Origin of the sequence: Frankia sp. R82, assembly GCF_023716925.1 — a bacterium.
Classification (GTDB): domain Bacteria; phylum Actinomycetota; class Actinomycetes; order Frankiales; family Frankiaceae; genus Frankia.
On record NZ_JAMQQG010000304.1, the window covers coordinates 22,310 to 29,017 of the forward strand.

A 6,708-nucleotide genomic window follows, 5' to 3' on the forward strand; every position below is an offset into this window, starting at 1 on the left:
CAAGCCGGATCCGATCATCGGGTCTGAGTCGATCACCCGGCCAGGGTCGGGAACGCCCTTGGCGTCGTACCGTCCGGCGCGACGCCAGGGGCGCTGGCCTGCAACTGCGCGAGCGCCGTGTCGAGGGCAGCCTCAAGATGGACGGTGCTGCCGGTGGCCATCTGGATCAGCACCCCGCCCTGGATGCCGGCGAGCAGTGCCGCGGCGACGGTGTCCGGATCGAGCCGCGAGCTGATCCGGCCGGCATCGCGTAGCTGGCGCACACCCGCGGCGATCTCGCTCTGCCAGTGGGCCAACAGCTCGGTCACGACTGCTCGGGCTCCCGGTGAGGTGCGCCCGAGCTGCGAGGTCAGGGTGTTCAGCGGGCAGCTGCCGCCCTGGCGGCGGTAGCGGTCGACGACGGTGTCGCGCCAGGACGACCAGGCGTCCCAGTCCGCCAATGTGGCCAGGTTCCCCAGGTAGGGCTGCTGGTCGGTCAGGACCAGCGCGGCCTCGAAGCGGGCCACGGCAAGCAGCAGCTCCTCACGGCCACTGGGAAAGTAGTGGAACAGCTGGCTTTTGCTGGTGCGGGTCCGGGCCCGGATGTCGTCCAGCGTCGTCGCGGTGACGCCGAGCTCGCGGATCGTCGCCGACGCGCCCTCGATGATCCGCGCCCGCGTCGCCGAGCCCTTCGTGGTCAGCGTGCTCACTGTGCCTCCCGGAAATTGCTCACTGTGCCTCCCGGAAAGCCGTGCCTCCCGGAAATGCTGGGCTTCCCGGACCTGCGGCCGTCTCCCCGGCGGGGCGGACGCCCCATAGATTGGACTTGCCAGTCCATTTTTCGTTCGCCAGTGTGGCACACGCACACCTCGCCGACCAGGGCAGTCCGGTCCGAACCGAGGCCGCCCGAACCGGCACACCACCACACTGGGAGCTGCGCCATGAACACTGATCTCCACGGACGTACCGCGCTGGTGACCGGATCGACCGACGGTATCGGCGCTGCCGTCGCCCGTGCCCTTGCCGCCGAGGGGGCCACCGTCATCGTGAGCGGACGGGACATCACCCGCGGGGAGAAGGTCGTCGCACAGATCGCCGAGCGGGGTGGGTCGGCGTCCTTCGCCCGGGCCGACCTCGCCACCGCGGCGGGCGTGCACCAGCTTGCCGCCGAGGCACAGCGCAGCGCCGGTGGGCCGCTGGACATCGTGGTCAACAACGCCGCGATGCTGCTGCTCCCGATGCCGACGGCCGACGTCGACGCGGACGTCGTCGACCAGGCGCTGGCGGTCAACGTGCGGGCCGCCTTCCTGCTCACCGGCCTGCTCGCCCCGGCGATGGCCGCCCGCGGCCACGGATCCATTGTCAACATCGGTTCGATCAACGGGCTGTTCGGGATGAGCGGATCAGCGCTCTACAGCGCGACCAAGGCCGCGATCCACTCGCTGACCAGGTCCTGGGCGGCCGAATACGGCCCGGCGGGCGTGCGGGTTAACACCGTGGCGCCCGGGCCGACCCTGACCGACCGGGTCGCGGCGACGATGTCGGAGCGCATCGCACCGATCGTGGCAGCCGTCCCGTCCCGCCGCCCGAGCACGCCGGACGAGGTCGCGCAGTCCGTCGTGTTTCTCGCCGGCGATGGCGCCGCCAACATCCACGGTGCCCTGCTGTCGGTCGACGGTGGCCGGGCAGCGGTCTGAGCCCGTCCGCCCCCACCCGCAACGCGGCACGCACAGCCCGATGTCGCTGGTCGCCGATGGGCCGCCGACTGGCTGACTGGCTGATCGGACGGATCCGGGTGCCGAAGGGGCATGTTCGCGAAAAGGAACGGTGGGTAGCTCGGAGAACAGGCGTTCCTGACCCGGTGTTCGCCGCCCGGTCAGGTCGCGCCGTGGTCGTGCGCGGCTGGCAGGTCAGGAGCGGGCGCCGGATGGGGGAGGGGATCGCCGAGCCGGTGGCGAGGGTATGGCGCGCGAACTGGAAAGTGGTATCCAACTTTCTCGCCCTAAAGGCCAGGTCACATACTGTTTGCAGCGTGACAGGGATCCGGACGATCATGATCGTCGATCCGAACACCACCGCGTCGATGACCGAGGCGGCGCTGGCCACCGCGGCGATACTCACCAGCGGATTCACGGTTGTCACCGCGCCGCCGCGTACCCGTGAACAATCCCACCGGGTGCTGCGGCACACCGGACCCACCGGGCCAGCGCGCTCGCCCTCGACGCACCCGTCGCCGCCCTGCACCGCAGGTCGCGGCACCTGGTAGACGCGGTGCGCGCCGAAGCACGGGCGGCTCTCGACGTCGAGGGCGCGCAGGCGGTCGTGCTCGGCTGCGCCGGGCTCGGCAATCTGGTCGCCCCGCTGACCGTCGCGTTCGGCGTACCAGTCGTCGACCGGTCGCGGCGGCCGTCGCGATGGTCAAGGGTCTGCTCGCGCAGGGACCTGTCGACGAAGCCCGCCGACCTTCCGCTTTTCAGGCCGGTCCATACCGTCCAGGAACGTCCACACACGTGCCCTGACGTCCACTTCTGGTCGCTGGAGTGCCCCTCTGGCGGCCCGCGTTGCCACACGCACTGCCACACATCCGCCGCCTCCGAGAGGGCCAGCAGCACACCTGCCGACCCCTCACCGCACCCCTGTGTGGCAACCGTTACGGCAGCTGACAGGGCGAGGCAGACAGCCCCGCTCGAGTGGTCTGCCGACGCCTGGCGGCCGACCACGGACGCATGGTCCCCAATGAGCACCGAAGCGACAGAAGTCGCTGCATCGGCGGAGCCTTCGGCCCAGAGCACAGGATCATCCGCCACTCCCCCAGAGATGATCGCCGCAGCGATAGTTACCGTCGTCGGGCTGACGTTCCTCTTCAGCGTCGCCACCATCCCGGGCAGTCGCGAATCCCGTTGGGGGCACGGGACCGTGTGCCCCCAACGGGATTCGCGACAGACCCGTGCAGGACTGACCAGCGTTTCTGGGAAGAGCAGGCTCTCCGGCGGGTGCTCCGGAGAGAAAGCCGGGGAAGTCGGCGGAGCAGGTCGAGCTGGAGAAGCTTCGCCGCGAGAACGAAAGACTGAAGGCTCGGCTCGCGACGACGGAGGCCGCGCTGGATATTATGGGAAAAGGTGTGCCACGAACGCGGGAGGCTGCTTGAGGTAGTTGGGTAGCTGAGCGCGGTGCTGCACGGGAGATGAAGGATTCTCGGCCCTTCGGAGCCGCCCTTCGGGGGGAGGCTTCAAATCGCCACATGCTGCGGGAACGGTGACGTGACCGTGGTGAGCGACTGTGGAAAAGGCGTCCATGAGACGTCAGATGGGGACCAGAGAGACGGAGCGCAGTCCCTGCGAGGGGATCGCTGTTGACGCGTCGTTATTGATGAGATGGCATCAGAACTGGGTGTTACTTTTTGGCCCGGGATAAGTCTGGCGGAAACCCGATTACTGGCCAGGTGGTGCCCGGCGTGGAGGCGACGTGAATCTGGTCTGCTGCTTCCGTGTGGAACGTGGGAAGACACACCCCGATACTCCAATCCGGATTGCATGGGTTGGGAGAGGGAGACTTCCAAGCGGACAACCCGCGAGGAACTGAGTACCGAGGCGGGGTGTGTTGACGGACCGGTTCGTAGTAGCGGTGAAGCCCCTGCTGGGCGCGGTGAGGGTGGAGCGAAGGAGCCGGATTGTCCGTGGCTTGTTTGTTCGGTCAACCAGGATTTCCCTGGGAGGAGCTGCGTGAGCGAGCTGAAATCGCAGATCAAGCCGTTCGAGATATCGAAACTGGAGGTCTGGGAGGCATACCTGAAGGTCAAAGCGAATCAGGGTGCTCCGGGGGTGGACGGCTGCACTATCGAGGACTTCGAGAAAGACCTGAAGGGGAACCTCTACAAGGTCTGGAACAGAATGTCCTCGGGCAGCTACTTTCCGCCTCCGGTGAGAGGTGTGGAGATCCCGAAACCGCATGGCGGCGGGGTTCGTTTGCTCGGTGTGCCCACGGTTGCGGACAGGATCGCCCAGACGGTGGTGGCCGCTCATCTGGAGAAACGGGTGGAACCGATCTTCCATCCCGACTCCTACGGCTACCGGCCCGGAAGGTCAGCCCTGGACGCGGTCGCGGCATGCCGGCAGCGGTGTTGGAAGAAGAAATGGGCCATCGACCTTGATGTCGCCAAGTTCTTCGACAGCGTCCGCTGGAACCTCGTCATCAAAGCGGTGGAAGCCCACACCGATGCCGCCTGGGTGGTGTTGTATGTGAAACGGTGGCTCGCTGCCCCACTGCAACTTCCCGACGGCACCTTGCAAGAGCGGTTTCGGGGAACCCCACAAGGCAATGCCGCGTAGTTAAGGGCACCAGAAAAGATGATCACAACGACCGATGATCTTCGTTGCTGGGTGTGTGGTGGAGAATTCTCGGCCGGAATTGCCGGGGTGTTGCCATGAACCATCTCGGTCCCCACCGGTAAAATCTGTACGTGGCGGACTCCTCGGACGTTTCTCCGACGCGCGGACGGCTAACCGACCTTATTGGTATCGGTGTGCTGACCCGACTGGTGGACCGGGACCTGGTGGACGAGATTCTCGCGGAGACAGGAAAACGCGAGCAGCGAAAAAGGCTGCTTCCCGCGCGGGTGGTCGTCTACTACGTGATGGGGCTCTGCCTGTTCTTCGGGGAAAGCTACGAGGAGGTCATGCGGATACTCGTTGACGGCCTGCGGTCCCTGGGCTCCTGGTCGACCGACTGGCACGTCCCCACGACCAGCGCGATCAGTAAGGCACGCACCCGGCTGGGAGCCGATCCGCTACGCGTCCTGTTCGAACGCGTAGCCGTCCCCTGCGCCCAGCGGGGCACCCGCGGCGCATGGCTGCGAGGCCGCCGACTGATGGCGATCGACGGCTTTGTACTTGACGTGCCCGACACTCCCGAGAACGACGCAGAGTTCGGCCGCTCCGGCGGAGAAAAACGACCCGCACCGTTCCCGCAGGCCCGCCTGGTCGGCCTCGGGGAATGCGGCACCCACGCGATCGTCGCAGCCGAAATCGACTCCTGGAACACCAACGAACACCGCCTCGCCGAAAAGCTCATCGACAGCTTCGAGCCCGGCACTCTCGTCATCGCCGACCGCGGATTCTACAGCTTCCGCTTCTGGACCGACGCCGCAGCCACCGGCGCGGATCTACTGTTCCGAATGCAGGCCGGACCGGAACTTCCCGTCGTCGAGCCCCTTCCCGACGGCTCCTACCGATCCTTCTTACTCGACCCCAAGGTCCGCGCCCGACGCAACAACCAGAAACACCGGGGCACCGTCCCGGAGGAGCCCACAGGACCGGCAGTCCGGGTCATCGAATACGAAGTCACCAACCGCGACGGCAGCGGCGAGCTGTTCTGTCTGATCACCACCATCCTCGACCCCACCGAGGCCAGCGCCGCGGAACTCGCCGATGCCTACAACCAGCGGTGGGAGTTCGAAACCGGCCTCGATGAGCTGAAAACCCACCAACGCGGCCGGGGCGCCGTCCTGCGCTCCCAATCACCCGAGCTGGTCCGACAAGAAATCTGGGCCCTACTGCTGACCCACTACGCAATCCGACAGCTCATGACCGAAGCAGCCGACCAGGCAGACATCGACCCCGACCGACTGTCATTCATGCGCTCTCTACGCGTCATCCGCCGCCAGGTCACCAGCCAGGCGGCTTTTTCCCCCTCACATCCTGACCGCAGCCCACACCGAGACGATCAACGAGATCTGTGAAAGACCCAACCCACCCCGCCGCCACCGCATCTGCCCCCGCGCCGTCAAAAGAGTCCACACCAACGCCTACCGCGCGAAGAGAAAAACCGACGCCACAATCACCTACACGGATCCGCCACACATAAAGATCATACGGGTTGCCTAACTACGCGGCATTGCCCCACAAGGTTCTGCGGTATCGCCCGTGCTGGCGAACCTGTTTCTCCACTACGCGTTCGATCGGTGGCTCGCCCGGAATTTCCCGGACGTGCAGTTCGAGCGCTACGCGGATGACGCAGTCGTGCACTGCGACTCCGAACGCCGGGCCCGTGTGGTTCTTCAGGCGATCAGAAACAGGATGGAGGAGGTCGGACTGCGACTGCACCCGGCCAAGACCAGGATCGTGTACTGCGGAAAGGACAACCGTCGCGTCGAAGGCGTGGCAACGTCGTTCACCTTCCTCGGCTTCACGTTCCAGAAACGCCCGGCACGAGGCCTCCATGGGAAGATCTTCACGTCCTTCCTGCCGGCGGTCAGCAAGAATGCCCTGAAGAAGATGAGCGCGGAGGTCCGCTCCTGGCGGATTCACATGCACATCGGCTACACCCTCGGGGAGTTCGCACGATGGCTTAACCCCATCATCCGCGGCTGGATGCAGTACTACGGGGCGTTCTACCGCACCGAGTTGTATCCCCTCCTCAGGCGCATCAACTACTACCTGATGCGCTGGGTCCGTAAGAAGTATCGGCGGCTGAAGACCTTCACGAAATTCCACCGGCGATGGAAGCAGGTCACCACCGCGTACCCGCTGTTCTTCGCCCACTGGAAATGGGTCCACTCGATCTGGTGACCAGGGCAATAGGAGCCCGGTGACGGGAGACTGTCACGCCGGGATCTGTGGGAGCCCGGGGGTGCGATTCCCCCGGGCCACCCGACCACGCGCTCTCTTGCAGCAGGTCTCCGAGAGAGCGGACTCCGATCAGCAGTAGACCCGGTGTTGAACGAGGCTTTTG

General features: G+C 65.8%; 6 protein-coding genes and 1 pseudogene. 6 read left to right on the plus strand and 1 reads right to left on the minus strand.

Annotated elements, in window-relative coordinates:
• Positions 1-32: 32 nt before the first annotated feature.
• Positions 33-689 (minus strand): TetR/AcrR family transcriptional regulator, encoded by a 657-nt coding sequence (locus tag ND747_RS24580; RefSeq protein ID WP_251736555.1) that lies wholly within the window; start codon positions 687-689, stop codon positions 33-35.
• 231 nt (positions 690-920) lie between these two features.
• Here ND747_RS24580 and ND747_RS24585 point away from each other — a divergent pair, with 231 nt between their 5' ends.
• The 6 genes and pseudogenes from ND747_RS24585 to ND747_RS29920 all read left to right on the plus strand — a co-directional run bounded on the left by ND747_RS24585 (position 921) and on the right by ND747_RS29920 (position 6,545).
• Entirely contained in the window at positions 921-1,676 is a 756-nt protein-coding gene (locus tag ND747_RS24585; RefSeq protein ID WP_251736556.1) for an SDR family NAD(P)-dependent oxidoreductase, read from the plus strand.
• Positions 1,677-2,011: 335 nt separating this feature from the next.
• Positions 2,012-2,245 (plus strand): hypothetical protein, encoded by a 234-nt coding sequence (locus ND747_RS24590; RefSeq protein ID WP_251736557.1) that lies wholly within the window; start codon positions 2,012-2,014, stop codon positions 2,243-2,245.
• Positions 2,239-3,132, plus strand: coding sequence for a hypothetical protein (locus ND747_RS30255; RefSeq protein WP_374216318.1), 894 nt, complete (start codon positions 2,239-2,241; stop codon positions 3,130-3,132). Before ND747_RS24590 ends, ND747_RS30255 begins: the two co-directional genes overlap by 7 nt.
• A 569-nt stretch (positions 3,133-3,701) precedes the next feature.
• Positions 3,702-4,301: pseudogene (locus tag ND747_RS24595) on the plus strand (reverse transcriptase domain-containing protein); the annotation flags it as partial.
• 131 nt (positions 4,302-4,432) lie between these two features.
• Positions 4,433-5,716: an IS4 family transposase gene (locus tag ND747_RS24600; RefSeq protein ID WP_285901070.1), complete on the plus strand. Its 1,284-nt coding sequence runs from the start codon at positions 4,433-4,435 to the stop codon at positions 5,714-5,716.
• Positions 5,717-5,870: 154 nt separating this feature from the next.
• A complete protein-coding gene (locus ND747_RS29920) occupies positions 5,871-6,545 on the plus strand; it encodes a reverse transcriptase domain-containing protein (RefSeq protein ID WP_308204686.1) in 675 nt (224 codons plus the stop codon).
• The last annotated feature ends 163 nt before the right edge of the window (positions 6,546-6,708 follow it).